Genomic DNA, 25731 nt, shown 5'->3' on the forward strand with positions numbered 1-25731 from the left:
ACAGCGCAGTATTTGCTTGTTCAAAATTGCCTGACAGCAAATTCAAGTTTTCCTGTATCTTTCCATAGCCTGACTATTAATGTAGTTAACTTTACTAGAGGGAGTCAGGATTGTCAGCGAAAAAATCCAGGAGGTATTTAGTTCCCCGTTTTGTTCCTATGGTCTTCAAGGATATTGATTGCAGAAGTCTTTTAACTGAATCTCTTGATTCTACTTGTAAAAATTTCTTTGCTTGAGCATTTGAGATCGATTGGCTAATTAGAAAAGAGTATTCCTGAAGGGATTGAATATGTGCATCTTTGGAGAGTTGATTGCACGCTGGACAACTCCATCTCCCATGCAATCTTATCATCGGAAAGGAGGTGCATTTATGGCATTGGACTCCTTGTTTTAACTCAGCGGGACTAATTTGATATCGCTGCAGAATCTTTGATAAAAGGGGAGTATGGCTGATTGTCAGTTTAGAAATGAGCTTCTTTAACTGCCTGTTGGTATGAGCTTCAGTCTTGTATCTATTTCTAAAGTAATTGATTTTAGAGGGAATTTCTGCAGGGGGAATAACCAAGTGGAGATTCATTTTATCACGGGGGTCGAATTTGATGACGGACCTTTCATTGCCTATAACGGCCAGGGGCTCGATCGGCGGCATAGGAATGTTTTGCTCCTCCAGCCAGCATTTTAAGTGAAAGGCTTGTCTTTTCACCTGTGCCACGGGATCTGGAAAACCTTCCTCTTTATCTTCAATTCTACGAACCAGCTGGGTGTATGCCGAGTTAAAGTAAAGTGAACCTGAAATGTTTTTTACCTCAAGGATGGATAGGAAAAATGGTGTGAGAATGAGGACATCAATTTGAAAGAAATGCTGTTTGTTAAAAAGCCTTAAATCATGGAATACGTAGGATTCTTTTTCCGGGAGGTAGCTTAAATGATACTCAAGTGACTTTTCACCTTTATAGCCTGCCATTTGTTTAGCAAAATCCTCTTCGATTAATTTCCTTTTTGAATGGTTATCCGGAATTCTGTTCAAAAGAGCCTCCATTTGCCGAAGTATGAGCGGCTTCGTTTTTGATTTAACAATCATAGTTAAACTCCTTTCTTTATATTTCAGCTTAAAATTCTGCTTGAAGAAGTCTATTTCCTGCCTCTTGGGCGAAATTTCAGATTTATGAGCGATTTTTTTATTTTATGGGCGAAATTACAATTTAATCGGCGAAATCCAGGAGTTATGAGCGAAACGGCAGAAAGACTCCATCAGTCTGGAGCCTCTCCCTTTAAAATCTAATTTCAATATTCTCCGCATCCTCAATCTTTTTTCCATCAGCCCTAAACACATCGCTGGTGGTGATTTCAAAATGCTTCAGATCCCATTTTTCTATGATAAAGCCAATATTGCCGGCCTTGGTTTCGTTAGGCCCGATTTCTTCATTTAGTCCATCAAGGTAAATATCTTTTTCCCAGGTGATTTGCTCACCCTTACTTGTCTCTAGGATGGCCGCTGGGGCAAAGTTGACTTTTTGATCAGAGGTGTTCTTTATTTCAACAAAGACTTTGACCAAGTCGAATTCTTCGTCATGCGTCAGGGTGTGGAAATAGTCCACTAAGCTGTAGTCGGGTTTTAAATGCATCACTTTGGCTTCAGCAATTCTCATTTCAATTGGGCCAATTTTATAAGTTCCATTCACATTGGCTACCTTTTTTAATGTGATTTCTCCCTTTTCATCGGTAAGAGATTGTCCAGCTTTCTGCAGCTGCCGGTCGTCCGGAACCTGTGGGTTTGGTGCATAATGTTTCACAGCTTCATTTTCTTCCATAGCTTTAGCACTGACACCAGAAGACTGTTCCGGCACGCTTGAGCAGCCAAATAGTACGATTGATAAAAGAGCAATCATTGCGATTAGTTTTTCCATGATGATCCCCTTTCAATGGTTGTAAAAAAAGGTCCCGCTGCTCCATGAAAGCAGCGGGAGATCGAAAAATTATTTATCTTCAACCCTTACATCCGTCTTCAATAGTTCAAAGATCAGTTTAGCATGGTCTGTATTTTCGATTTGTCCTGCAAAGCGGTCGCTGGATGGGCCAAATGCATATACCGATACGTCTTCACCTGTGTGGCCGCCTGTTGTCCAGCCAGTATGGGAACGCTCATTAAAGATTTGTTCAATCGCGTTATCAATATCTGCTGCCTTTTTCGTTTCAGCCGCTTTTTTTACCGATTGGATTTCTTGTTCTGTTAATTCAAGATCCATGTATTGCTTCAGCGTTTCTTCCACACCAGCTCCATTTGCAATTTCCTGAGCCATGAAATCTGGTGTGCGCTTCGCTGCTTTGATTGGCTCGCTGAACCAGTTGTAGATGCCGTCTGAACCGATTGAGTAGCCGCCAGTGGAGTGGTCAGCCGTTGCTACCACAAGGGTATGTTTGTCCTTTTTCGCAAACTCGATTGCGGCTTTGAATGCTTTTTCAAAGTCTTCCATATCGCTCATGGCTGCAACGATATCATTGTCATGTCCAGCCCAGTCAATTTGGCTTCCTTCTACCATTAAGAAGAAACCGTCTTTGTCTTTGTTCAAACGCTCGATTGCCGCAGTTGTCATATCTTCGAGTGACGGAATGTCTTCTGTGCGGTCAATCATTTTTGGCAGGCCTCGCTCTGCAAATAAACCAAGCACTTGCGCGTTTTTATCTTCAAGTAATTGTTCGCGGTCTGTTACATAACTGTAGCCATCATTTTTGAATTCTTCTGCGATGTTTCTGTCTTTGCGGACAAACAGGTCAGTTCCGCCGCCAAGCAGGACATCTACTTTGTGCTCGCCATTGATGAGCTCATCATAGTAATCATCCGCAATGGCATTCATATTTTTACGGCTTTCGTCATGTGAACCGAATGATGCAGGTGTCGCATGCGTAATCTCAGAAGTTGCCACAAGCCCTGTTGCTTTTCCTTTCTCTTTTGCTGCTTCCAAAACCGTTTTCACTTCGGAGCCGTCGTTATCTACGGCAATCGCATTATTATACGTTTTAATACCCGCTGACATTGCTGTTGCTGCAGATGCCGAGTCTGTTACATTTTGTTCCGGGTCTTCTGGGTAAGTCATTTGCTGGCCGACCAGATACTTATCCAGTTCCGTACGCTCAACAAATTTTGTGCCAGGGTCATCCTTTAAATACCGGTATGCAGACGTATAGGATACGCCCATTCCATCGCCGATAAGGAAAATAACATTTTTGATTTTTCTAGGGTCTTCCTTTCCTTTTGCTTCTGTTTGCTGAACCGTTCCCATCAGCCCCCCAAACGCCACTGCAGAAGCAGCCAGGACTGGAAGTGCCTTTTTCGTCAATTTCTTAAATGTCATTCATTTACCCTCCCTGTTTTTTACTTACAGATAAAAGTATAAAGAGAGTGTGTAAACACTAGATTAATAGAGTGTAAAAATCCAATAACACAATTGTAAAGATGTCTTTTTTGCTTTCTTAGAGGACTTTCTGTAAAATTCATTAACAAACATAATAATGAAGGAGAGATTAAGAATGAAGGTATTGGCCCTGCTTGGAAGTACAAGAGAAAACGGCAACTCAGAATACTTGGCGAAAAAGATTGTAAAAGGCACCGAGCATACTCTTGTAAAACTGTCAGACCTCCGGATCGAACACATTGTCGATCAGAGACATGCAGAAGGAGGCTTTTCACCTGTTGATGACGATTATGAACAATTAGTGCAGCACATGCTGTCACATGATGTCTTCCTCTTTGCCACCCCTTTATATTGGTATGGCATGAGCGGTCCGATGAAGGACTTCTTTGATCGATGGTCACAATATTTAAGGGACGAGCGCTTTCATCTAAAAGAAGAACTAGCCAGAAAAAAAGCGTACGTCGTGATCTCTGGCGGCAGCAGTGCAAAAGTGAAAGGCCTACCGCTTGTTCAGCAATTTCAATATATCTTTGATTTTGTCGGGATGAAATTTGCCGATTACATCATTGGAAGTGGTGTAAAGCCGGGAGAGGTCAAGGAAGATATCCTTGCTTTGGCTAAAGCGGAACAGTGGAATGGGTTGTTTTTGAAATAAAGTCATCTAAAGACCGTCTAGCTTGACGGTCTTTTTTCTTTGAAAAAGAGAGATAGAACCCAGCCGTACAGCAAATGTCCGATCAGCCAAAAAACAATTGCTGGCATGGAGTTTAGTGCCGGCGTGCGTTCGGAGAAGGCAGTTGTCGGATATAGCAGGATTCCTATCAGAATTGATATGGAAATAGTACGGATTACGACCTGATTTTTAGCCCATTGATCGTGTGCAATTAAATATAACAGAAGCACTGCTAAAATCATTGAGATGATTAAATGCAACATGAATTCCACGATTTCCGGGAAGCGGTAGTTATTTAAGATGGGAATGTAATCAACATTAAGAAGCAGCATATATACTTTAACACTTGTAACAGACTCGATGAATTTAAGAAAGAGGCCGAGGAAAACTCCTGAGATGAGGCCGGCGATTGTTCCTTTTGCGAAATTGAACACATGGTTTTTGTCCCTTCTTTGAGGAAATCCTGGTTTAGTACCATTATATTATTTCTTTTTAATGGGAAAAGTTTGTGAATGTTGAACAAATTAAAAATCCTTTCTAAAAAATAAAGAAAAGACGTGACACCTTAAGATGATGTCACGTCTTAGTAATTTACAGTTATGTTATTAAAAATAAAAAACCACCAAATATGTATTTGGTGGAGACGGAGGGAATCGAACCCTCGTCCAGAAATATCGGCACTTAAGCTTCTACGAGTGTAGTCGATATATTCGCGCTTCGCTGATCCTTATGCCTATCGACGGGCGTCCGGCCAGCTAGCCTGGTTGTTCTCTTCCTTCATCCTCAGGCGGTGGAATCCGGCGTAGCCCACTAAGAGTGAGTCCGCTACCCTACCACATGGGCGATGGAGGGGCGAACCGCTAAAGGCCTATTAGGCAGCTAAAGCGAAGTTGTTTTGAGTTTTGCCAGTTATAGGCTTTGACGTTTTAACGAGGCCGATCCCCTCGACTCGCAACCTAAGCTCGAACTATCCCTGTCGAATCCGTAGCGTCCCCATGATAGAAATGCTTGCCGCCGATGGTGCCTGCTGGACAGCTTGCAAGAGGTGTCGCGCCGAATCTCATTCTGCACGCTGACGTTCGGAAAAGCTCGAAATAGATGAGCTAAAGATTGTGTCACTCGCTGTGACAATTACTATTATAACACATTGAGCTTGTTTTTCAATTGTAAGGTTTTGGTTTCGGACTTACATTTTCTGCCTTTCCCGGAAAGCACGCTCTACTTCACGCTTGGCTTCTTTCTTCTTCAGATCCTCACGCTTGTCATATTTCTTTTTACCCTTTGCAAGGCCTAATAAAACTTTTGCATAGCCGTTTTTCAGATACATTTTTAATGGTACAAGCGAATAGCCAGCTTCTTTTGAATCACCGATCAGCTTGTTAATTTCTTTTCTATGAAGAAGCAGTTTTCTTGTCCTTAGCGGAACATGGTTATATCGGTTCCCCTGTTCATATGGACTGACATGCATGCCGAAAAGATAGATTTCATTGTTTTGAATTCTGGCATATGAGTCCTTCAGGTTCACCTTGCCCGCACGAATTGATTTAATTTCCGTGCCCTGGAGAACAATGCCGGCTTCGTATGTTTCTTCTATTGCATAGTCATGATAGGCTTTTTTATTTTGCGCAACCATTTTGCCAGTTCCTTTTGGCATGTTGAATCCCCCTTTGCTCCTCTTTCCTGTTTCTGTCTTTAACGGCAGGAAAAATGCAGCATCCGTTCTTTAGCGGTCCTTCTATTATAGCAAATTCCCAGTGCTCTCTCAACGAAAAGTCCTGTCGGAAAGGGAAAAAGAGAGCTATTTAAAGCCCTCCCTCATTCCGTTATCCCTTCTTTTTCTTCCGCTTTGCTTTCGGTGCATTTTCGTAGTGTTTTTTCTCTTTTTTCTTTCTTGAGCTGCCCGAACCGTTTCCTCTTCCTTGGTCAGACTTGCCTTTGCGCGGCTTTTTCTCAGTACTGCCTGTTTTGAAAACTTTCGGTGTTTCTCTAGGCTCCCGTCTGCGAGTTCCCTTCATGCCAACGATTTCAAAGTCGATGGACCGTTCTTCCTTATTTACATGAACAACACGTACCGTAATTTCGTCCCCAATCCGGAACACATTGCCGGTACGTTCGCCAATCATAGCCATCTGGCGCTCGTCGTAACGGTAGTAGTCATCCGTCATGTAGCTAACATGGATCAGGCCTTCAATCGTGTTTGGAAGCTCGATGAACATACCAAAGTTCGTTACCGAACTGATCATACCATCGTATTCCTGGCCAATTTTATCAGCCATATATTCCGCTTTCTTCAATTCATCTGTTTCGCGTTCCGCTTCAACTGCCCGCCGTTCCATATTGGAAGAATGCTCAGCAATATCCGGGAGAGAAGCGTTCCATTTTTCCCTTGTTGACTGATCCAGCTTGCCTTCAATCAAGTAGGTTCGGATTAATCGGTGGACAATTAAATCCGGGTAACGGCGAATCGGCGATGTGAAATGGGTGTAAAACTCTGTTGATAACCCGAAGTGGCCAAGGCTCTCTTCATAGTATTTCGCCTGCTGCATGGAGCGAAGCATGACTGTGGATATAACCATTTCTTCCGGCTTGCCCTGAACCTCTTCAATAATTTCCTGGAGAGCACGAGGGTGAACGGAATTGGCTGTTCCTTTTACGATATAGCCGAAGTTTGTAATAAACTCAAAAAATCTTCTTAGTTTATCTTCTTTTGGATCTTCGTGGATGCGGTAAATGAACGGCACCTCCATCCAGTGGAAATGCTCCGCAACCGTTTCATTGGCAGCCAGCATGAACTCTTCGATTAAGCGCTCTGCAATCGAGCGTTCACGAAGCGCAACATCTGTCGGATTGCCTTCTTCATCCACAATGACTTTCGCTTCTTTGAAGTCGAAATCAATGGCTCCGCGATGCATTCTCTTTTTACGTAAAATAAGAGAAAGCTCCCTCATCATTTCAAACATGGGAACAAGAGATTCATACCTGCTGATACATTCCTCGTCCCGATCCTCCAAAATCTTATTCACATCTGAATAAGTCATGCGTTCAGTCGTTTTGATCACACTCTGGAATATCTCGTGATTCACAACTTCCCCATCCTGTGTGATTTCCATTTCACATGATAATGTTAGACGGTCCACTTTGGGATTCAGGGAGCAAATGCCGTTTGAAAGACGGTGCGGGATCATCGGAATCACCCGATCGACTAAATACACGCTGGTTGCGCGCTCCTCTGCTTCCCGGTCAATCGGAGAATCTTCGCGGACATAATAGGTGACGTCGGCAATATGAACGCCTAACTTGTAATGGCCGTTATCAAGCTTTTTAACCATTATCGCATCATCAAGGTCCTTTGCATCTGCACCGTCAATCGTAACGATCACTTCATTTCTTAAGTCACGGCGGTTTTCTAGTTCGCTTGGTTCAATCGTATCCGGTGTCTCTTCGGCCTGTTTAAGCACCTCTTCCGGAAATTCCAGCGGAAGCCCATGCTTGTGAATAACAGACAGGATATCCACACCCGGATCATTTTTATGGCCAAGGATGTCGATAACTTCTCCTTCTGCACTCTTTCTGCCTTCTGGATAAGTTGTTAATTTGACGACTACCTTATGTCCTTCCACAGCACCCTTTGATGCTGACTTGGGGATAAAAATATCGCTTGCAAACTTTTTATCATCCGGAATCACAAAACCAAAATGCTTGCTTTCCGTATAGGTTCCGACTATCTGTGTTACTCCGCGCTCCAAAATACGGACAATTGTCCCTTCCCGCCTCTGTCCAGAGCTCTCTGTTGTAACACGTGCAAGTACGATATCACCGTTTAAGGCATTATTGGTTTCATTCGGCGGGATAAAAATATCATCCATCCCCTGCTCTTCCGGAATCACAAAGGCAAATCCCTTCGCATGCCCGGAAAGCTTGCCGCGGATAAGGTTCATTTTTTCAGGCAAGCCATAGCGGTTGCTCCTCGTTCTGACGACAAGACCCTTTTCCTCCATCACAACAAGCGCCTTAACGAAATCCTTGAAGCCGGTTGAATCCTCAATTCCGAACGCAGCTTCAAGCTCCTGCACAGTCAATGGCTTATAAGCCTCGTCTTTCATATAATGAAGCAGCTTGTCGATCAGCTGTTGAATATTATTTTCCATTTCATTTATCCCTCCTTAGGAGAATGTGTCTTTCTTTTATTCTTCCCAATCAAGCTTTTCTAAAAACGCATAAACATCTTCGTGCAGCTGGTCCCGCTCTTTATCCAGCGTAATGACATGCCCGGACTCTTCATACCACTTCAGCTGCTTTAAATCATCTTCGACTTCCTTAAAGATAATATTAGCGCTGTCTGTGTTGATCATATGGTCATGGCGTGCCTGGACGACAAATGTTGGGGAGTAGATCATATCGACATGGTAGCGGACATCCGCTATAAGCTCCTGAAGGGCTTTCAGCGTTTGCATCGGCGTTTTTTGGAATTCTTCCATTTCCCGCTCAATTTGCTCTTCGGATTTCCCTTCCAGTCTTTTATATTCTCTTGCATAGTTCAGAATCCCTTTATACATGATCTCTTCGCTTTTTATGTACATAGGTGCGCACATTGGGACAATCCCCTTTACAGGTACAGTGTAACCCAATTTAAGGGAAAATACGCCGCCAAGGGAAAGACCTGCAACAGCTATCTCCTTATGACCTCTATTTTTCAGGAACTCATACCCCTCCATAACATCCTTCCACCAGTCTTCTGGGCCAGTGTGGACAAGCTCTTCCGGCGGAACTCCATGGCCTTTATATTGCGGAGCATGGCAAGTATAGCCCTTTGTCTCAAGGAACCTTGCCATCATCCTCACATCTGCCGTATTTCCTGTAAAGCCATGCAGCAGCAGGACGGCTCGTTTTCCATCTCCAAACGTGAATGGTTTTGGTGCAACAACTCTCATATTTAAAACTCCTTTTACCTTTATGATTCCTACTAATTATTTAATCAAACGTTTGATTGAATCTGCATTCCTTATTTTTAGCAAACAAAGGGGCAACAATCCACTAATAAGCTTTGGGAAGCTGGTTATTGAAGCGAGTATAGCGGGACTCCAGCCAGTAATTGTATATTAGACAGGCCCGGCATGCGTTTTGTACGTCCGAGGAGGGTCAGTTCCCTTAAAACTGCCTTCTGTGAACTCGTTACAAAATAAGAAAAGCGCAAGCGCCTGGAGCTGGACAGTTCTCAAAGTTCAAAAGGATATAAATTCTGATATTATAAGAAAAGCCTGACCTTATGAAAGGCCAGGCGCTGCGATCATCTATACTGCAAAATAAGATACTAGAACTGTAAGGACAAAGAATAAAACGGATAGAACAATCGTAATGCGATGAAGAACTAAGTCAAGCCCGCGCGCTTTTTGCTTTCCGAAAAGCTGCTCAGCTCCCCCGGAAATCGCACCGGAAAGACCTGCGCTTTTACCAGATTGAAGGAGTACAACCACGATAAGTGCAATTGAAACAATCACTAAAAGAGTAATTAATAATGTATGCATGAAGCCACCTCCTAAAAAACGTACAATCACATTATTCTTAATTTATCACATATTAGCGGTATAAACAATAAGATTTTAGAAGCCTCTGGCTGCTGGAAGGATTTTTAAAGCTGTGGCGAGAATTAATTTTGTGAAAGGAATGATGCCTGTGATATTAAAAAAACGAAAGTCATCTGATTTTATACAAAGTATGGAGGTGCTGTTAAGAAGACTGCCAGGAACTCATTCGAAAAAGACGTTGATTGAAAATGATTTGGCCAAGAGAAAGGCGGGTTTTCGCGGTGAAGAAGCAGTGGATTATTTTATAAAGGATTCAAAGGAGATCACGATTGTTCATGATATTCGTCTCTCCAATGGAGCTGAATTCTTTCAAATTGATACAATGCTCATCTCTTCAAATTTTATCCTCATTCTCGAAATAAAAAATATTTCGGGCACCATCTATTTTGACCCCACCTTTAATCAGCTGATCCAAACTAGACAGGAAAATGAAAGAGGGTTTCTTGATCCACTGATACAAGCTAAGAGGCAGCAAAGAGAGTTAATTAAATGGCTTCATGCTGTGAAAATCAGTATTCCAGTAGAGTATTTAATCGTTATCAGCAATCCTTCAACGGTAATTAAGACCGCCTCCTATCATAGAGAAGCTTTAAATAAGGTGCTGCATGCGAGCCATTTAATAGAAAGAATAGAAAGATTAAAGGAGAAATATCCTGAAGAAACATTAAGTCACAAAGAAATCCGAAAGTTAAGCAAGACCATTGTAAATAAGCATATTCCCGCGAATTACAATGTTCTAAAATACTATGATATTCATGAGAAAGAGATTATTACCGGAATACCATGTCCTGCCTGCAGCAGGTTACCTATGAAACGAGTGCGGGGCACCTGGAAATGTGTTTCATGCAGTACTACAGATAAAAAAGCACATGTAAGAGCCCTCCAAGATTACCTCCATTTAATTAGTTCCTCTATTACGAATCACCAATTTCGGGAATTTACTCATTTACCTTCTTCAAATATTGCAAAAAAGCTGCTGACTGGAATGGAACTTCCCTGTTCAGGTTTATTTAAAGATCGAACTTATCATTTATCCGCCGATTTTTTTGAGAAATATAATTTTACCGGCCAAAAATGAATATTTACCGGCCATTTTTCCAAATTTACCGGCCAAAGTCAGATAAATACCGGCCAAAATGCCCCATTTTCCGGCCAAGTCAGAACTTTAGTTGGCGGACAACATCTAGATAAGCAGCATAATAAAAAAATAAAGCCGCCCCACCCGGGACGGCTGCTCCAGCAATCTTACTTGCTCAAGTTGTAGAAAGATTTTAATCCATCGTATACGGCTAAATCGCCTAACTCGTCTTCGATGCGAAGAAGTTGATTGTATTTCGCAATACGATCTGTACGGGACATAGAACCCGTTTTGATCTGACCAGCGTTTGTTGCAACGGCGATGTCAGCGATTGTCGCATCTTCTGTTTCACCAGAACGGTGGGAAACAACGGCAGTGTAGCCTGCGCGCTTCGCCATTTCGATCGCTTCGAATGTTTCCGTTAATGTACCGATTTGGTTTACTTTGATTAAGATTGAGTTTCCAACGCCTTGCTCGATACCTTGAGCTAACTTCTTCGTGTTTGTTACGAATAGATCGTCACCAACTAGCTGAACTTTGCCGCCGATGCGGTCAGTTATTAGCTTGTGGCCTTCCCAGTCGTTTTCATCAAGACCATCTTCAATGGAGATGATCGGGAATTCGTTAACAAGCTCTTCGTAGAAGTTAACCATATCTTCAGAAGTTAAGCCATTGCGGCCTTCGCCTGCAAGGTCATATTTGCCTGTTTCTTTGTTGTAGAACTCCGAAGAAGCAACGTCCATTGCAAGGTAGATGTCTTTGCCAGCTTCGTAGCCAGCGTTAGAGATCGCTTCGATGATTACTTCAAGTGCTTCACGGTTTGAGCCAAGGTTTGGAGCGAAACCTCCTTCATCCCCTACCGCTGTGTTCAAGCCTTTGCCAGATAATACTTTTTTCAATGAATGGAATACTTCTGCACCCATGCGGATTGCTTCTTTGAAAGTAGGAGCTCCAACAGGCATGATCATGAATTCCTGGAAGTCTACGTTGTTGTCAGCATGAGATCCGCCGTTGATGATGTTCATCATTGGGGTTGGAAGCTGCTTCGCGTTGAAGCCGCCAAGGTAGCGGTATAAAGGAAGTCCGACAGACTCAGCAGCTGCATGTGCACAAGCCATAGAAACGCCAAGGATTGCGTTCGCACCTAGCTTGCCTTTGTTTTCAGTTCCGTCTAATTCAATCATTGTACGGTCGATGCCAACCTGGTCTGTTACATCCAAGCCGATTACAGCGTCAGCAATTAGATTATTTACGTTATCTACCGCTTTTTGAACACCTTTTCCAAGGTAGCGGGACTTGTCGCCGTCACGAAGTTCTACTGCTTCGTGCTCACCAGTGGATGCTCCAGATGGAACAATCGCACGGCCGAAAAAGCCTGATTCTGTTAAAACTTCAACTTCAACTGTTGGATTACCGCGGGAATCTAAAACTTCTCGAGCATAAACGTGTTGGATAAATGGCATATCAATTCTCTCCTTTTTCTATCAAAAATTGTCCTAGTCTAACATTTTGGTACCGATTATTTTTTCACTAAAGTCGTTCCAGTCATCTCAACCGGCTTTTCCAGACCAAGCAGGTCGAGCACGGTTGGGGCAAGGTCTCCTAAGATTCCATCTGTGCGGAGTTCTGCGCCGTCCTGCGTGACGATGACTGGCACCGGGTTTGTTGTATGAGCGGTCATTGGGCTGCCTTCTAAAGTGACAACTTCATCGGCATTACCATGGTCGGCTGTAATGATTGCCTTTCCGCCTTTTTGAATAAGCAAGTCGACAATTTTGCCAAGGCATTCATCAACTGTTTCTACCGCTTTAATGGTTGGCTCAAGCATACCTGAGTGACCGACCATATCAGGGTTTGCAAAGTTAAGGATGATCGCATCAAATTTGTCGGCTTCTATTTCCTTCAGCAGTGCGTCCGTTACTTCATAAGCACTCATTTCCGGTTTAAGGTCATAGGTAGCCACTTTCGGTGAGTTGATCAGAATTCGCTCCTCGCCAGGGAATTTATCTTCACGTCCGCCGCTCATAAAGAAAGTCACATGAGGATACTTTTCCGTTTCGGCAATGCGGAGCTGTGTTTTTCCATTTTGCGCTAAAACCTCACCAAGTGTATTATCCAGGTTGGTGGGTTTGAACGCTACATATCCATCTACCGTTTCACTGAAATGGGTTAAGCACACAAAGAATAAATTCTCAGGATGCCCTGGCCCTCTTTCAAAGGAACGGAAGTCTTTATTCGTAAACGTGTTTGAGATCTGGATTGCCCGGTCCGGACGAAAGTTATAGAAAATGACTGCATCATTGTTCTTAATCGTTGCAACCGGTTTACCATCTTCTGCTGTTATGACAGATGGAATGACGAACTCATCAAAGATACCATTCTTATAGTTATCTTCAACTAAATCCAAGGGATCGCTGTATGAAGGGCCATCGCCATACACCATGGAGCGGTAAGACTTTTCCACACGCTCCCAGCGTTTGTCACGGTCCATGGAATAATATCGTCCGGAGATGGTCGCAAATTCTCCGACTCCGTATTCCTTCATTTTTTCCTGTGCTTCTTTAATGTAGCCTGCTGCTGTTTGTGGGCCAACATCACGTCCATCAAGGAAACCATGGACATAGACATTCTTCACACCTTCTTCAGCGGCCATACGAAGAAGCGCATATAAATGCTGGATATGACTGTGCACGCCGCCATCTGATAGAAGTCCCATCAAATGAAGATCGGTTCCATTCTTTTTCACATGGTCAATCGCAGAACGGAACGTTTCGTTTTTCTCAAACTGTCCTTCGCGGATGGCCACGTTCACTCTTGTCAAGCTCTGATAAACAATCCGGCCTGCGCCGATGTTCAAGTGGCCTACTTCAGAGTTCCCCATTTGCCCTACAGGAAGGCCTACTGCTTCTCCGCTCGCTGTTAAGGTTGCATTCGGGTAGGTGTTCCAAAAACGTTCGAAGTTTGGCTTCTTTGCCTGGGCGACGGCATTACCCATCCGCTCGCCCCGCAATGCGAAACCATCTAAGATGATTAATGCAACTGGAGACTTACTCATTCTTGCCTGCCTCCAATAATTGAAGGAAGTCTTTAGGCTCAAGGCTTGCGCCGCCTACAAGAGCCCCATCAATATCAGGCTGCCCCATATATTCTTTAATGTTGGCAGGCTTTACACTGCCGCCGTACTGTATGCGGACTGCATCTGCAGCAGCTTGCGAAAATTGCTTCGCAACCACAGAGCGGATATGTGAACATACTTCATTGGCATCTGCAGATGTAGAAGATTTGCCTGTTCCGATTGCCCAGATTGGCTCATACGCAATCACAGTCTGTTTGACTTGCTCTTCTGTTAAGCCACTAAGGGCTTTTTCAACCTGAGAACCTACAAGGTCCATTGTTTCGCCGTTTTCACGCTGTTCTAGCGATTCACCGACACAAACGATCGGAGTTAAATTGTATTTAAAAGCAGCCAATGTCTTTTTGTTAACTGCTTCGTCTGTTTCATTGAACATTTCGCGACGCTCTGAATGGCCCAGGATTACGTATTTTACCCCAAGATCTTCAAGGGCAACAGGGCTGATTTCGCCTGTAAAAGCACCGCTTTCTTCAAAGTGCATATTTTGTGCGCCGATTTCAACAGCTGAACCTTTCGCGCTGTCAACAAGACGCTCCAAGAATAATGCAGGGGCACATACAACCGTATCTACCTGCTCTTTCCCCGGTGCTAAGCCATTGATTTCTTCTAAAAATGCCTTAGCTTCCGGAAGTGTTTTATGCATTTTCCAGTTTCCTGCGATAATTGGTTTACGCATGCTGCACATCCTTCCTGCTTTTTTATCGTCAACAGGCAGGGCTAATTAGGACCCCTGCCATAAAATCTTATTTATCGTTTAAAGCTACAACTCCAGGAAGAGCTTTTCCTTCTATAAACTCAAGGGAAGCGCCGCCTCCTGTTGAGATATGGCTCATGCGGTCAGCCAGGTGGAACTTTTCAACCGCAGCTGCTGAATCGCCGCCGCCAATGACTGAATATGTATCGTTCGCTTCTGCTAGAGCCTCAGCCACTGCTCTTGTTCCGCCTGCGAATTTTTCATATTCAAAAACCCCCATTGGGCCGTTCCAGATAACTAGCTTCGAATTTTGGATGACATCACTATAGATTTCAGCCGTCTTAGGACCAATATCCAGCGCTTCCCAATCAGCTGGGATCTCTTCGATTGCTACTTTTTTTGTATTTGCATCCCGAGAGAATTCATCTGCAATGACAGCATCAACAGGCATGTAGAAGTTTACGCCTTTTTCTTTTGCTTTTTCCATAAATGATTTTGCCAGGTCAATTTTATCTTCTTCTAATAGGGATTTACCTACTTCATGGCCCTGTGCTTTTACGAATGTGTAAGCAAGTCCCCCGCCAATGATCAGGTTGTCTACCTTTTCAAGAAGGTTTTCAATTACGCCAATCTTATCTTTAACCTTTGCACCGCCGATTATGGCTGTAAAAGGACGATCCGGATTTGAAAGAGCCTTGCCAAGGATATCCAGCTCTTTTTCCATTAATAGGCCTGATACCGCAGGCAAATGGTGTGCAATTCCTTCAGTTGAAGCATGGGCACGGTGTGCAGCTCCAAATGCATCGTTTACATATACGTCAGCCAGTTCAGCAAATGCCTTGGCTAGTTCAGTATCATTCTTCTCCTCACCAGGATAAAAACGCACATTTTCCAGAAGAAGGATTTCGCCTTCACCTAGTGTCTCAACCATCGCTTTTACTGAATCGCCGTATGCTTCATCCGCTTTCTTCACTTCTTTGCCAAGAATTTCAGATAAACGGGTTGCTACAGGTGTTAAGCGCAATTCTTCAACGACTGAGCCTTTTGGACGTCCCAAATGGCTGGCTAAAATCACTTTAGCCCCCTGGTTCGTCAAATACTCAATTGTTGGAATAGCTGCACGGATACGAGTTTCGTCTGATACCTGCCCATCTTTCATAGGTACGTTAAAATCAACGCGGCAGAAAACTCGCTTGCCTTTTAACTCCACATCTTTTACGCTTTTTTTGTTCATAGCAAAAGGACCTCCTTATCAGAAAAGCGCAGAGCGCCCGCTTATGAGGTAAGCAGACTAAAACCGCCACGTCCTGTGGCAGCGTATGCATGACCCGCATCCATGCGCCTCAAGCTTAAGACAAGCGCTGGCGAAGGCGTTTTTTGCCTTCAGAAGCGTTGGCTTAAGATCTGGAGCCGATGGCGCTCGGAGCTAGACATCGATCTAAGCAGTAATGCATCACTTAGAAGAACGCAGCGCCTTGACCAAAGCGGAACCGCAAAGCAGTTTTCCAACTAATTTTTTTTACTTTTTGCTTTAAAACAAAAGGGAGAGGGAATGTTTCCCTGCTCCCCTTTTACCCTTATCCATTATAGACGTTCGCGATTTTAATATCCAACAAGATGCGGCCATTTTTCAAAAGATAAACTGATCTTGTGAATATTTCGCAAATCTAATTTATTTGGTAAAGAAATGACTATTGCCGCGATTAACGGGCAGTAGCACCTGGAGTAAAACGAGGAGTTAACTGCCTGTAAATGCCCGGTAAGTTCAACTAGCCATCAAAGGGGGACGAACTAATTCCCCATTAATGGAAGTTTCCTTTAAAGTCCTTTTTGAGCGATGTAATCAACAAGGTCTACGATGCGGTTAGAGTAACCACTTTCGTTGTCATACCAAGAGATTACTTTTACCATATTGCCTTCCATAACCATTGTTGAAAGTGCATCGATTGTGGAAGATGCCGGGTTTCCGTTGTAGTCGCCAGATACTAATGGTTCTTCGCTGAATTCAAGGATGCCTTTAAGTTCTCCTTCAGAAGCTGCTTTAAGTGCACTGTTAACTTCTTCAGCAGTTACTTCCTTGTCAAGTTCAGCAACAAGGTCTACTAAAGAAACATTTGGAGTAGGAACACGAACTGCTCCGCCATTTAATTTGCCTTTTAGTTCAGGTAAAACTAATGCTACAGCTTTTGCAGCCCCAGTAGTTGTAGGGATAATGTTTTCTGCAGCAGCACGTGCACGGCGGTAGTCTTTGTGCGGCAGATCAAGAATTTGCTGGTCATTTGTATATGAGTGGATGGTTGTCATCATACCGCGCTTAAGGCCGAACTTGTCGTTAAGCACTTTAGCAAATGGCGCTAGGCAGTTTGTTGTACAAGAAGCCATTGAAATGACTTGATGATTATCTTTGTCATACTTTTCTTCGTTAACACCAAGTACAAGTGTGATATCTTCATCCGTTGCAGGAGCAGAGATGATAACCTTTTTAGCACCAGCTTCAAGGTGTTTTGCAGCGTCAGCACGCTTTGTAAAACGGCCAGTAGATTCAACTACTACTTCTACGCCAAGATCTCCCCATCCTAATTGTGCTGGATCGCGCTCAGCAAGAACTTTTACTTTTTGGCCGCCAACTACTAGGTATTCGCCGTCAACCTTTACTTCTTCTTCTAATTTTCCATGTACAGAGTCATATTTCAAAAGATGCGCAAGCATGTTTGCATCTGTAAGGTCATTTACTGCTACAACCTCTACATTTGGGTTTTTAAGAGCTGCACGGAAAACAACACGTCCGATTCTTCCAAATCCGTTAATACCAACTTTAACTGTCATGATTACTTCCTCCTTGGAATGGTGAATTTTATATTTGAAAAGGGTTTACCCTTTTAACAACTGTTTTGCGGCACCTTCGTCTGTTACCAGAATAGTTGATGACGGTGCACGGTTCATGAACGCTGCGATGGCTTTTGCCTTTGAGGCGCCGCCTGCAACAGCAATGACATGTTCAATATGGGATAAGTCATCCAGCTGAAGGCCGATGGTTTGAACCTTATGTACAACCTCGCCGCCTTCGTTAAAGTAATAGCCAAATGCTTCGCCCACTGCTTCTGCGTGTTTTATTTTTTCCAAATCTTCTTCGCTTGTTTTACGGCGTTCCGCCATTGTTATAGCTTCTCCAATCCCATGTAAAACCATGCTTGCAGATTTGATTTGGGTGATGACTTCTTTGATGTTTGGTTCTTTGATGATGCTATCGTACATTTCCTTGCTCACTTGGTCTGGAACATAAAGAACCCTGTGAGTGGAATCTGTATGATCGGCCATTTTTGCGCATATGGTATTGGCCTGGTTCTTTACTTCTTCGCCAATTCCGCCTCTCGCAGGGACAAATAGCCAATCCCGGTCAGCATGGTCTGGAGTCAGCATTTCTGCGACGGCAGCCATGGTGGAACCGCCAGTAACTGCGATGATATTTTTTCCTTGAAGCCTGGATTTCATACACAAAGCGGTAGATCTTCCAAGCTCCTGCTTTACCCACGGAGACTCATCGCTGTTGCCGGAAACAATGATTGCCTGGCGGATGCCAAGTTTTTTAGATAAGGCTTGTTCCATTAAGGCTATACCCGTTATCTCCCTCATTATTCCTTCGAGGCTCTCTAGCAATTCTTTCCCATCAGCAGTAAGGCTCATCCCTGTACTGGATATGCGAATCAGATTTTGACCTTTCAAAAATTCAACTTCGCTTCTCAATACTCTTTCCGTCAGGCCTAAACTTACTGCGAGGCTTCTTCTTCCAACCGGCTCCATCATCCCTATGTAATGAAGGGTATGATATCGCTTTTGCATAACCTCAAGCAGATCGGGTAATAATCTTTTTTGTATATCAATTAGTGAGTACATCGGATGGCTCCTTCATCATAAGTGGTCATTTTTTGTCCCACATAGACATATTATGTCCCGCTTACCGTAAAAAAAATCACCCTTGCTTCAAAATCAATTTTAACAGGAGTGATTGGTGAATTCAACTGAAAAACCTCATTTTTTTTCTGTAAGCGCTTCAGCTATTATAGTTGAATCAATATGCCCAAATTGCACTTCTTTCCCGTCAATTTCAACGACCGGGATCATTAAGCCGTACTTCTCCGTCAGCTCATCAGTCTCATCAATATCTCGTTCAACCAGGGTGAAGCCGTGTTCCTTCTTCACTTCCATCAGAACATCTTTTGCTTTATCGCACAACGGGCACCTGCTTCGCGTATAAAACACTAACTCTGGCAGTTTCAAATAGCAAATCTCCTTTATCAATCATACCTTTTCCGTTTCGAAGATGAAGGGATGCCAAGCTGATCCCTATATTTCGCTATGGTTCTTCTGCTGACAACCATTCCTTCCTTCTCGTTCAGCAGCTTCACGAGCTCCTGATCGGATAAAGGCTTTTTCTTATTTTCCTCTTCAATCCTTTTACTAATAATTGTTTTTACCTGCTGGGATGAAGTATTTTCATCTGAGGTTGTTTTAATTGTGCTCGAGAAAAATGATCTCAGCTCATATGTCCCATACGGCGTTTGCGCATATTTTTCCCGGACGGCACGGCTGACAGTCGATTCATGAATATCTATCTCATCCGAGATTTCCTTCATTGTCATTGGCTTAAGATGAGCTGGCCCTTTTATAAAAAAGTCCTGCTGCTTCTCAACGATTTTAAGCGTCACATTGGTAAGTGTCTCTTTTCTTTGCTCGATGCTCCTCAAGATCCAGTGGTAATCCTGCTGCTTCTCCTGCAGGAAACGGCTCACGATTCTGTCCCCAGCAGCAGAAAACCTTTTATAGTAATCGTCATTAAAACTGATTTTGGGGAGTGCTTCATCAAAAATGCTGACTGAAAACGTGTCCCCATCCCATTTAATAATAACATCCGGTGTAATATAGGCTGATTTTTCACTGTGAAAAGAAGACGCAGGTCTTGGATTCATCGTCTGGACGAGGTCAAAAACCTCCTGGATCTCCTTCAGCTCAACACTCAAGCGCTTGGAAATTTCCTTCCACTTTTTTTCCGCAAAAAGAGTGAAGTAATCATCTACAATAACTTCTGCCAGCTCATTCCTTTCAGGCAATCGCTTCAGCTGCAAAGACAGGCACTCCTTCAGATTCCTTGCCCCTACACCGGCAGGTTCAAGTCCCTGAAGCATCTTCAGCAGCCGCTCTGCTTCTTCAGCAGATATTCTGAAAGCTGATGCAATCATGTTTAAGTCTGCGCGAAAGTAACCGTTTTCATCTAAACTCTCAATAAGGCGCTCGATGGCCTTTTTCTCTGTATTCGTCAATTTCAGGCTCAGCTGCGACTTCAAATATTCATCCAGCAGCATCGTCTTGCCGCTGCCAATTTGCTCAATCCAATTCACTTTATCTTTTTCAGCCTTTATTCTAGTCGGTTTCACACGATCATAACGGGGATCCATCGACTGGACATGACCTGATTCTATTTTTAGGAGGGGATTTTCAAGTGCTTTATTTTCGAGGAAAGATGAGAGCTCCTGTGTGCTGTATTGCAAAAGGGCAATCGCCTGTGTCAGCTCTTGTGTCATTGCTAATTTCATTGTCTGCTGCTGCCATAACCCAGCTTTCATATTCATCGTATATTCCCCCTGTCCCCATTTTACAATATTCGCGGAAAATATTGTATGGAAATATCTTGCCAGCGCTGCAAATAAAACTCGCTGGCACCAGCCCCGCTCAATTATTCTGAATACTTCACCATATGCAGGCAGGAGGGAAAAATATTCTTTATTGTTAGTAAAAACTGCGGATTTTAGCGATTTTACATCGTTTTATGATTTTTGAACGGGTTTTCTTTATTTTATCAGTATTAGAAGGCGGAAAGGAAAATTTATGTGCGGATCGAACCGGTTTATGTGTGGATAACCATTTATGTGTGATAATTTTTTTGTTTGAATGGAAAAAATGGACAGAGAAAAAAACTCCCTGTCCAAATCAGACAAGGAGTTTTGGCAGCGCCCTCGGCAGGAATCGAACCCACATCTCAAGAACCGGAATCTTACGTGCTATCCGTTGCACCACGAGGGCATATAGTAGCAGCAGCTTGCTGACCAAGCGCTCAGCCGTTACGATTACTAATTATATGATATGTTTCTTAACTTTGCAAGCATCCTTTTGTTTAAAAATTAGTACAATGGGTATCATGGAATGGGATAGGGCAAAAAGAAAAGCGCAAGTGCCTTGGTCAAAAAGGTACGCAGACTAAAAGCGCCACGTACTGTGGCGATGTCTGCATGACGCACATCCTCCTAAAAAAACTGCCGCTTTTGGCCCCGCGGTGCTTATGCTGTCGAAGCCTTCCTTGTCCTGTGGGCCTCAAGCATAAGACGATCCTTCCGGTAAGGTGTTCTTTACCTTTCTGGGAGGGGCGGCTTATGATCTTTTAGGGGGGATGCTTGCGCTAGACAGGTCTCGAAGTTCAGTAAATTTATTCTTTCTGTCATTCATAGAAAATGGTGTCGAACGAATCAGCCTTTCTTTCTATGCGATTTGTTTGACCTTAATTGACCATGAGTGTATCATATTATTACATACTGAAGTATTAAAATTTTCTTCACTTGGAAGAACATACTTATTTATCTTGTATGTTGATCCCTTATTTTAAAGGAGGAATTGGAAAATGAATTTAATCCCTACAGTTATTGAACAAACAAACCGAGGGGAGCGCGCTTATGATATTTACTCCCGCCTTTTAAAAGACCGCATCATTATGCTGGGAAGCGCAATCGATGACAATGTGTCGAACTCCATTGTGGCCCAATTGTTATTCCTTGAAGCAGAAAACCCTGAGAAAGACATTTCTATTTACATAAATAGCCCTGGCGGCAGCATTACAGCTGGTATGGCTATTTATGATACAATGCAATTCATCAAGCCAAAGGTACAAACCATCTGTATCGGTATGGCCGCTTCCATGGGTGCATTCCTGCTTGCTGCAGGTGAAAAAGGCAAACGTTTTGCCCTCCCTAACAGTGAAGTCATGATTCACCAGCCGCTTGGCGGAGCTCAGGGCCAGGCGACTGAAATTGAAATCGCTGCAAAGCGCATTCTTTTCCTTCGCGAAAAGCTAAACCAAATCCTCGCCGACCGTACTGGACAGCCGCTTGAAATCATCGCTAGAGATACAGAGCGCGACAACTTCATGACAGCTGATAGAGCGCTTGAATATGGGTTGGTTGACCAAATCATTACCCGCAACTCTTTAGATGAGAAAAAGAAATAAAGATAATAAAACAACTCGCATCTTCTCGATGCGAGTTGTTTTTAGTTTTCATTCTGAATGTACTTTGCAAGCTCTTCAATGGCTTCTTCTTCATCGTTTCCTTCTGCTCTAAGGATAACAACAGACCCGGAGCTGACAGCAAGGCTCATGAGCCCCATGATGCTTTTCGCATTTACTTTCTTTCCGTCCCTCTCAAGAAAGATATCAGAAGAAAACCGATTTGCCTCCTGAACAAATAATGCCGCCGGACGTGCCTGCAATCCTGTTTTTAATTTCACTTCAACCTGTTTTTCCGCCATGTCTATCTCCTCCCTGCTGATCCTCTATTAATGATGGCCAATTTTTTCTCCTGTACGAAGTTTATCAGCAATTTCATCTATTTTTCTTAATCGGTGATTAATCCCCGATTTGCTTATATTGCCGCCTGAGACCATTTCCCCAAGCTCTTTCAGCGTGACATCCTGATAGGCCACACGCAATTCTGCTATTTCCCTTAACTTCTCAGGCAGGATCTGAAGGCCGACTGTCTGATCGATGTAGCGAATGTTTTCGACCTGGCGCAAAGCCGCGCCAATTGTTTTGTTTAAGTTCGCTGTTTCACAATTCACGAGACGGTTCACCGAATTCCTCATATCACGGACAATCCTGATATCTTCAAACCGGAGCAATGCGGAGTGGGCACCAATAATGTTCAGAAATTCAGTAATTTTTTCAGCTTCTTTCAAATAGGTGATGTACCCCTTTTTCCGTTCGAGCGTTTTGCTGTTCAGCCCGAACATTTTCATTAATTCACATAGGGAGTCATTATGTTCTTTGTAAAGGGAAGCAACCTCCAGATGATAAGATGAGGTCTCCGGATTGTTTACAGATCCCCCGGCAAGGAATGCGCCGCGCAGATAAGAACGCTTACAACATTTCTTTCTAATCAGCTCTTTGGAAATATCGTGTGTAAAAACAAAGCCCTCACTGAGAATTTTCAGGTCATCCAGGATCATGCTTGCCTGTTCGGTTAAACGGACAATATAAACATTGTTCTTTTTCAATCTCATTTTCTTTCGAACAAGCAGCTCGACCTGAACTTGGTAGTTCTTTTTAATCAGTGTGTAAATCCTTCTTGCAATTGCCGCATTTTCTGTCTGAATATCCACGATCAATTTCCTGCTGGAAAAGGACAGTGATCCATTCATTCGGATGAGCGCGGATAATTCCGCTTTCCCGCAGCAATCTTTCATTTCCAGGTTCGTCAATTCCTTTTTCGTTTCCGAAGCGAAAGACATCCCTTCACCCCCTATCTGCAAAAGCTTAAACCCAGGATATAGTGGAACTTCAATCCGCCTTTGCACCTCTATATATTACGCGTTAAAACGCTTAGTGGTTTCAACCAGCAGCAAATGATATAACATTTGGGCAACCTCTTTTGTATCATGGCGGATCATACCATTTTCATGGCTCGCAATCTCGCCGTGGATAATTTCGAGGCCCAGTTCAGTAAGTGCGCCTGTGTCATAAATAACAGGCTTAGCCATTTCCTCGCTATACCGCTCTTGGATATGCTGGGGAATTTCTTCATTATTGACAAGAATCGTGTTAATAAAAGCGCATTTCATATGGTCATATAATGCTTTAACGTGGTCACTGGCAGTATAGTCAAGTGTTTCCCCTGCCTGTGTCATGAGATTGCATATATATACTTTTTTCCCCTTCGAGCGGCAAACCTCAGTGCCAAGTTTGGGTACAAGCAAGTTAGGAAGTATACTTGTGTATAAGCTCCCAGGTCCAATGATAATCATGTCAGCCTGTCTGATTGCAAGCAGTGTTTCAGGCAGAGCTTTTATATTTTTCGGTGTTAAAAATACCCTTTTGATCTTTTTGCCCGAATAGGGAATTTTCGATTCGCCCGAAACAATCGTACCATCTTCCATTTCGGCATGCAGGACAACACTTTGATTGGCTGCCGGCAAAACTTTGCCTCGTACATTCAGAACTTTGCTCATTTCCTGTATCGCATGGACAAAGTTGCCTGTAATCGAAGTCATCGCTGCAAGAATCAGATTCCCGAGTGAATGACCCGATAGCTCATTGGCTGTTGCAAAACGATGCTGGAACATTTCCTCGATTAGCGGCTCGACATCTGAAAGAGCCGCCAGTACGTTGCGGATATCCCCGGGCGGAGGGATATGAAGGTCATTCCGTAATCTTCCTGAACTCCCGCCATCATCGGCTACTGTTACGATCGCAGTTATATCAACAGGATATTGCTTTAAGCCTCGCAAAAGCACGGGCAGTCCTGTTCCGCCCCCGATAATGACAATTCTTGGCTGTCTGTTCATTTGATGTTTTCCTTTCTCCTCTCAATGTCACGGTGAGTGATGGCCGTATGGTAATCCTTCTTTAAATAGTTTGCAATATATTCAGCCAAAGCGACCGAGCGATGCTGGCCTCCCGTACATCCGATGGCTACAACAAGCTGGGCCTTTCCTTCCCTTTTGTAATGAGGAAGCATAAAGCTTAGCAGCTCCGTGAGCTTCTCAAGGAATTTACTTGTTTCTGTCCATTTCAGCACATAGTTGGATACTTCTTCGTCCAAACCCGTTTTTGGCCTCATATGATCAACATAATGAGGATTTGGCAGGAAACGTACATCAAACACAAGATCTGCATCAATCGGAATGCCGTGCTTGAAGCCGAAGGACATGACATTTACCGTAAAGATCGTCTTTTTATTTAAAGAAAATTGCGTAAGAATTTTTTCACGCAATTCCCTTGGCTTCATTTGTGAAGTGTTATAAATGAGCTGGGCCCTGCCTTTTAACTCTTCCAGCAGCTCCCGCTCCAGTGTGATTCCTTCAAGAGGCAAACCGGATGGAGCAAGGGGATGTGATCGTCTTGTTTCCTTATATCTTCTGACTAAAGTCGAGTCATCCGAATCCAGAAACAGGATTTGCGGTGTCACCCATGAGGTCTCAGATAAGTCATCCAGCGCTTTAAATAAGTGGTCAAAAAATTCACGTCCGCGCAAATCCATTACCAATGCTACCTTATTCATCTTATTCCCTGATTCCCTCATCAGTTCAAGAAACTTTGGCAGCAGCGTCGGCGGCAAATTATCGACACAGAAAAATCCAAGATCTTCAAAGCTCTGAATGGCTACCGTCTTGCCGGCCCCTGACATTCCCGTAATAATGACCATTTGAGTATCATTCACAGCACCCATACTCATTTCTATTTCCCCCTGTTTATATCAAGTTTCAGCTTGGATCCAGCCTGTAGCTGATTAGTTCAAAGTTTGGCGTATACGTAAACGTTCCATAAATCATGCCCTGCCCATGAATCATATACTCCAGTATATGAGAGTCCCCGGCAGCCATCGGCAGATTTTTGATTTCTGAAAATAAATGCCAGCGAAGCTTGCCTTCGTCTGACTCATCCACATTTAGGCCATCTGAGGCTGTGGCAAGGAAGGTGAACATCATCCACTCCTGCACCACTTTATCGCCATCCTTCATGATAAAAGTAAAAATACCTTTTATGTTGGGATTGCGCAGATAAATGCCTGTTTCTTCCCTAAACTCACGGATGCACGAGTCCCTTACCGATTCGCCCGGCTCCATTTTCCCGCCCGGCGCTACCCACCAGCCTCGCCTTGGCTTTTGAAGAAGCAATACTTGATCATCTTTTACTAACACACAGTTCGTGACTCGCTGCAACACTGCTCACCTCTATTTTCCGAATCGTTCCGCTTGGCACGGAATCGCTTTATAAAAAAGCTCGATAACGCTTTTCTTTATTCCTTTCATTATACTATTTTTGTCTTACTGCCACAATGAATACAGATTTTCAGTAAAACTTAGCCGAGTCATTTCAAAGCGCTTTAAAAACATT

24 protein-coding genes, 1 tRNA gene and 1 other RNA gene are annotated in these 25731 nt (G+C 43.4%); 3 read left to right on the forward strand and 23 right to left on the reverse strand.

The features are described from left to right. Positions 1-94: 94 nt before the first annotated feature. The 3 genes from NCCP133_RS09765 to NCCP133_RS09775 all read right to left on the reverse strand — a co-directional run bounded on the left by NCCP133_RS09765 (position 95) and on the right by NCCP133_RS09775 (position 3353). Positions 95-1081: a nuclease-related domain-containing protein gene (locus NCCP133_RS09765; RefSeq protein WP_264804745.1), complete on the reverse strand. Its 987-nt coding sequence runs from the start codon at positions 1079-1081 to the stop codon at positions 95-97. Positions 1082-1271: 190 nt separating this feature from the next. Continuing rightward, a complete protein-coding gene (locus NCCP133_RS09770) occupies positions 1272-1907 on the reverse strand; it encodes a DUF4352 domain-containing protein (protein ID WP_264804746.1) in 636 nt (211 codons plus the stop codon). 69 nt (positions 1908-1976) lie between these two features. Next, the gene (locus tag NCCP133_RS09775; protein ID WP_264804747.1) at positions 1977-3353 is read right to left on the reverse strand and encodes an alkaline phosphatase; all 1377 of its coding nucleotides are present in this window, start codon (positions 3351-3353) and stop codon (positions 1977-1979) included. A gap of 175 nt (positions 3354-3528) precedes the next feature. On the opposite strand from NCCP133_RS09775, the gene NCCP133_RS09780 reads away from it, so the two are divergent. Further along, positions 3529-4068, forward strand: a complete 540-nt coding sequence (locus NCCP133_RS09780) for a flavodoxin family protein (protein WP_264804748.1) — start codon at positions 3529-3531, stop codon at positions 4066-4068. Between the two features lie 17 nt (positions 4069-4085). On the opposite strand, the gene NCCP133_RS09785 is transcribed toward NCCP133_RS09780, so the two are convergent. From NCCP133_RS09785 to secG, 6 genes are all read right to left on the reverse strand, one after another. Then, positions 4086-4520 (reverse strand): hypothetical protein, encoded by a 435-nt coding sequence (locus NCCP133_RS09785; protein WP_264804749.1) that lies wholly within the window; start codon positions 4518-4520, stop codon positions 4086-4088. 201 nt (positions 4521-4721) lie between these two features. Further along, positions 4722-5081, reverse strand: a transfer-messenger RNA (tmRNA) gene (ssrA, locus tag NCCP133_RS09790). Positions 5082-5272: 191 nt separating this feature from the next. Further along, a complete protein-coding gene (gene smpB / locus NCCP133_RS09795) occupies positions 5273-5740 on the reverse strand; it encodes an SsrA-binding protein SmpB (protein ID WP_264804750.1) in 468 nt (155 codons plus the stop codon). A gap of 169 nt (positions 5741-5909) precedes the next feature. Next, complete coding sequence (gene rnr, locus NCCP133_RS09800) at positions 5910-8234, reverse strand: ribonuclease R (protein WP_264804751.1); 2325 nt, start codon at positions 8232-8234, stop codon at positions 5910-5912. Between the two features lie 36 nt (positions 8235-8270). Further along, the gene (locus tag NCCP133_RS09805; protein WP_264804752.1) at positions 8271-9017 is read right to left on the reverse strand and encodes an alpha/beta hydrolase; all 747 of its coding nucleotides are present in this window, start codon (positions 9015-9017) and stop codon (positions 8271-8273) included. A gap of 360 nt (positions 9018-9377) precedes the next feature. Then, on the reverse strand, positions 9378-9611 hold the full coding sequence (gene secG, locus NCCP133_RS09810; protein ID WP_264804753.1) for a preprotein translocase subunit SecG: 234 nt from the start codon (positions 9609-9611) through the stop codon (positions 9378-9380). A 112-nt stretch (positions 9612-9723) separates the two neighbouring features. Between secG and NCCP133_RS09815 the strand changes: the two genes are divergently transcribed. Next, on the forward strand, positions 9724-10749 hold the full coding sequence (locus tag NCCP133_RS09815; RefSeq protein ID WP_264804754.1) for a nuclease-related domain-containing protein: 1026 nt from the start codon (positions 9724-9726) through the stop codon (positions 10747-10749). Between the two features lie 167 nt (positions 10750-10916). Here NCCP133_RS09815 and eno read toward each other — a convergent pair whose 3' ends face one another. From eno to NCCP133_RS09860, 9 genes are all read right to left on the reverse strand, one after another. Next, a complete protein-coding gene (eno, locus tag NCCP133_RS09820) occupies positions 10917-12212 on the reverse strand; it encodes a phosphopyruvate hydratase (protein ID WP_264804755.1) in 1296 nt (431 codons plus the stop codon). Between the two features lie 56 nt (positions 12213-12268). Then, complete coding sequence (gene gpmI, locus NCCP133_RS09825; RefSeq protein WP_264804756.1) at positions 12269-13804, reverse strand: 2,3-bisphosphoglycerate-independent phosphoglycerate mutase; 1536 nt, start codon at positions 13802-13804, stop codon at positions 12269-12271. Further along, entirely contained in the window at positions 13797-14558 is a 762-nt protein-coding gene (gene tpiA, locus NCCP133_RS09830; RefSeq protein WP_264804757.1) for a triose-phosphate isomerase, read from the reverse strand. The genes gpmI and tpiA overlap by 8 nt, the downstream gene beginning before the upstream one ends. Positions 14559-14625: 67 nt before the next feature. Continuing rightward, positions 14626-15810 (reverse strand): phosphoglycerate kinase, encoded by a 1185-nt coding sequence (locus NCCP133_RS09835; protein WP_264804758.1) that lies wholly within the window; start codon positions 15808-15810, stop codon positions 14626-14628. 584 nt (positions 15811-16394) lie between these two features. Beyond that, the gene (gene gap, locus NCCP133_RS09840; protein ID WP_264804759.1) at positions 16395-17402 is read right to left on the reverse strand and encodes a type I glyceraldehyde-3-phosphate dehydrogenase; all 1008 of its coding nucleotides are present in this window, start codon (positions 17400-17402) and stop codon (positions 16395-16397) included. Positions 17403-17447: 45 nt separating this feature from the next. Continuing rightward, positions 17448-18470 carry a sugar-binding transcriptional regulator gene (locus NCCP133_RS09845; RefSeq protein ID WP_264804760.1) on the reverse strand — a complete coding sequence of 341 codons (1023 nt, stop codon included), beginning with the start codon at positions 18468-18470 and terminating at the stop codon, positions 17448-17450. Positions 18471-18605: 135 nt separating this feature from the next. Beyond that, positions 18606-18854, reverse strand: a complete 249-nt coding sequence (locus NCCP133_RS09850) for a glutaredoxin family protein (RefSeq protein WP_442874254.1) — start codon at positions 18852-18854, stop codon at positions 18606-18608. A gap of 17 nt (positions 18855-18871) precedes the next feature. After that, positions 18872-20203: an RNA polymerase factor sigma-54 gene (gene rpoN, locus NCCP133_RS09855; protein WP_264804761.1), complete on the reverse strand. Its 1332-nt coding sequence runs from the start codon at positions 20201-20203 to the stop codon at positions 18872-18874. Between the two features lie 379 nt (positions 20204-20582). Then, positions 20583-20654: transfer RNA gene (locus tag NCCP133_RS09860), tRNA-Arg, on the reverse strand. 592 nt (positions 20655-21246) lie between these two features. Between NCCP133_RS09860 and clpP the strand changes: the two genes are divergently transcribed. Continuing rightward, positions 21247-21849: an ATP-dependent Clp endopeptidase proteolytic subunit ClpP gene (gene clpP, locus NCCP133_RS09865; RefSeq protein ID WP_264804762.1), complete on the forward strand. Its 603-nt coding sequence runs from the start codon at positions 21247-21249 to the stop codon at positions 21847-21849. A 41-nt stretch (positions 21850-21890) separates the two neighbouring features. Here the strand turns inward: clpP and NCCP133_RS09870 are convergent, their stop codons facing one another. The 5 genes from NCCP133_RS09870 to NCCP133_RS09890 form a co-directional block, all read right to left on the reverse strand. Continuing rightward, complete coding sequence (locus tag NCCP133_RS09870) at positions 21891-22148, reverse strand: HPr family phosphocarrier protein (protein WP_264804763.1); 258 nt, start codon at positions 22146-22148, stop codon at positions 21891-21893. Positions 22149-22175: 27 nt separating this feature from the next. Beyond that, complete coding sequence (gene whiA, locus NCCP133_RS09875) at positions 22176-23126, reverse strand: DNA-binding protein WhiA (RefSeq protein ID WP_264804764.1); 951 nt, start codon at positions 23124-23126, stop codon at positions 22176-22178. 75 nt (positions 23127-23201) lie between these two features. Beyond that, positions 23202-24179 (reverse strand): gluconeogenesis factor YvcK family protein, encoded by a 978-nt coding sequence (locus tag NCCP133_RS09880; RefSeq protein WP_264804765.1) that lies wholly within the window; start codon positions 24177-24179, stop codon positions 23202-23204. Then, positions 24176-25069: an RNase adapter RapZ gene (gene rapZ / locus NCCP133_RS09885; protein ID WP_264804766.1), complete on the reverse strand. Its 894-nt coding sequence runs from the start codon at positions 25067-25069 to the stop codon at positions 24176-24178. The genes NCCP133_RS09880 and rapZ overlap by 4 nt, the downstream gene beginning before the upstream one ends. A gap of 28 nt (positions 25070-25097) precedes the next feature. Next, complete coding sequence (locus tag NCCP133_RS09890) at positions 25098-25556, reverse strand: NUDIX hydrolase (RefSeq protein ID WP_264804816.1); 459 nt, start codon at positions 25554-25556, stop codon at positions 25098-25100. Positions 25557-25731 lie beyond the last annotated feature (175 nt).

Origin of the sequence: Cytobacillus sp. NCCP-133, from assembly GCF_026011715.1 — a bacterium.
In the GTDB taxonomy this organism is placed as follows: Bacteria; Bacillota; Bacilli; order Bacillales; family Cytobacillaceae; genus Cytobacillus.